This window comes from Microcystis sp. LEGE 08355, from assembly GCF_015207185.1.
GTDB classification, from domain to species: Bacteria; Cyanobacteriota; Cyanobacteriia; order Cyanobacteriales; family Microcystaceae; genus Microcystis; species Microcystis panniformis.
This window is the reverse complement of record NZ_JADEXI010000666.1, coordinates 1-2,362: the sequence shown is the minus strand read 5'-3', so window position 1 is coordinate 2,362 and position 2,362 is coordinate 1. Positions and strand designations below refer to the sequence as shown.

Genomic DNA, 2,362 nt, shown 5'->3' with positions numbered 1-2,362 from the left:
TTGCGGTGTCAGTCTGTAGAGCGACCATAAGACCAGAACAGAGTAAATCTGTTAAGGCAGGTGCGGAACCCCGCAAGGGAAAGAAGCAGAAACCCAAATCGTGAGGTTTGGGAATCGCCGTCCGTTTCACGGCGGCGAGGATGTCAATCTAGCGTGAGACTCTTGCCGAACCTGTCAGCAGCAGAAATTTGTGGCGGCGGGGTGCTGCTGGATCCAGAGTCTGGTTTAATTACTACTATGGGTTAACAATTAGTTGTGTATTTAGAGGGAAACTATGGCCAATAAGCCAGAGCGCGTGGTTCTAATCGGTGTAGCTGGGGACTCCGGCTGTGGGAAATCTACTTTTTTACGTCGTTTGACCGATTTATTCGGGGCCGAGTTTATGACAGTGATCTGTTTAGATGACTACCATTGCCTCGATCGCAAACAGAGAAAAGAGGTGGGTGTCACCGCACTCAATCCGAAAGCGAATAACTTTGACCTGATGTATGAGCAGATTAAAGCTCTTAAGGGAGGTCAAGCCATTAATAAACCTATTTATAATCATGAAACGGGGATGATCGATCCCCCCGAAATCATCGAACCGAATAAGGTAATCGTGATCGAGGGACTACACCCCCTATATGATGAACGAGTCCGGTCCCTATTAGATTTCAGCGTTTATCTCGATATTAGCGATGAAGTCAAAGTTAACTGGAAAATTCAACGGGATATGGCCGAGCGCGGTCACACCTACGATGATGTGATGGCGGCTATTAATTCTAGAAAACCAGATTTCAGTGCCTATATCGACCCCCAAAGACAGTACGCTGACGTGGTGATTCAAGTGCTGCCCACCAAATTACTTGAAGATCACGAAAGTAAATTACTGCGGGTCCGTTTAATCCAGAAAGAAGGGGTAGAAAACTTTGAACCTGCGTATCTGTTTGATGAAGGTTCCACCATCGATTGGCGGCCCTGTGGTCGTAAATTGACCTGCACTTATCCCGGTATTAAACTCTACTATGGTCCGGATGGCTTCTTGGGAAATGAAGTGTCGATTCTGGAACTAGATGGTCAATTCGATAACCTGGAAGAAATGATCTACATCGAAAGCCATTTGAGCAAAACCGGCACTAAATACTACGGTGAAATGACCGAATTACTGCTCAAACACAAGGATTATCCCGGTTCTACCAATGGTACGGGTTTATTCCAAGTGTTAGTCGGTCTCAAAATGCGTGAAACCTACGAAAAACTAATGGCCGCTGAAGCAAAAGTGGCAGCGTCAGTCTAGTTTCTAGTTTTGACCGAACCGGCATCCTACCTGGGTAGGATGCCGGTTTTTTTTAACCCACTAATCCCGATCGCAGGGCCAGCACTGCCGCTTGAGTGCGATCATCGACAGAGAGTTTATTTAAGATACTGCGGACATGGGTTTTCACCGTGCCGATGGTGATATAGAGTCGGCCGGCAATCTGGGCGTTACTAAAACCCGCAACAATCAGATCGAGAATTTCTAGCTCTCGTGCCGTTAGGGGGGCATTTTCCAGCAATTGGTGATATTCTCGGTCAACGCCTTGAATTATCACTGTTTTGGTCTCGGCAGCCGCACCCACGGGAACATTTTGGCGCACTTGTTGCAGAACCACATTTGCGATCGCAGGATCCACCCAGGGATTGCCTTCCTGGGTGGAATAAATCGCCTCGACTAATTTATCGACGCTAATATCCTTCATACAGTAGGAATCAGCCCCAGCAGCAAAAGCCGCTAAAACCAGTTCTGGGGTTTTGTGCATGGTTAGCATGAGGATTTTCGTGGCCAAGCTGTCTTCGCCCCGATTTTGTTGGAAGCGTCGCACTAACTCGATGCCATCGATCGTGGGTAAACCTATATCGATGATCGCCACATCGGGTTTAGTCTCCTCTAGCAGTTTCAGTCCCTGTAATCCACTGATCGCTTCCCCTACCACTTGAATACCTTCCCGATGCTGGAGAGCCGCCACTAACCCCATGCGGGTTAAATCGTGATCTTCTACAACGATAACCCGCACTTTATCCATATTTTTTGACCAGTTTTGCCGAATTGGACGTTGCTTTGCTAATTTTGAATTTTGGATTATTAGAGTCCCCCCCAAACATTGACTTCACTCCCTTCCTCCTTCTCTGAATTCCGCTTTCTTATTCTTCATTCGGCAATCCCCTTTTTCCGGTTGATTTTATTTCTAATTACTAAAAGCAGAGATTGCCAATATACTTAGCCTCCCCTAAAATCTACTCAAATCTACCCCAATTTACCCAGATTTTTCTGCTTTAATTATTTCTTTATAACCCACATTCCGCACCCTAAGTGTCACAACGTCTCGAAAGAGGAAGATGCCTG

The 2,362-nt window shown here is 46.4% G+C and carries 2 protein-coding genes; one reads left to right on the top strand and one right to left on the bottom strand.

Annotation, left to right across the window (positions count from 1 at the left end; genetic code table 11):
• Window positions 1-274: 274 nt before the first annotated feature.
• Window positions 275-1,276: a phosphoribulokinase gene (locus tag IQ242_RS22650; RefSeq protein WP_002740086.1), complete on the top strand. Its 1,002-nt coding sequence runs from the start codon at window positions 275-277 to the stop codon at window positions 1,274-1,276.
• Between the two features lie 52 nt (window positions 1,277-1,328).
• Here the strand turns inward: IQ242_RS22650 and IQ242_RS22645 are convergent, their stop codons facing one another.
• Window positions 1,329-2,042, bottom strand: coding sequence for a response regulator transcription factor (locus IQ242_RS22645; protein WP_193961499.1), 714 nt, complete (start codon window positions 2,040-2,042; stop codon window positions 1,329-1,331).
• Window positions 2,043-2,362 lie beyond the last annotated feature (320 nt).

Bases quoted from the DNA above. Each gene is read 5' to 3' on its own strand.
- IQ242_RS22650 (WP_002740086.1), top strand. From the start codon at position 275: ATGGCCAATAAGCCAGAGCGCGTGGTTCTAATCGGTGTAGCTGGGGAC.
- IQ242_RS22645 (WP_193961499.1), bottom strand. From the start codon at position 2,042: ATGGATAAAGTGCGGGTTATCGTTGTAGAAGATCACGATTTAACCCGC.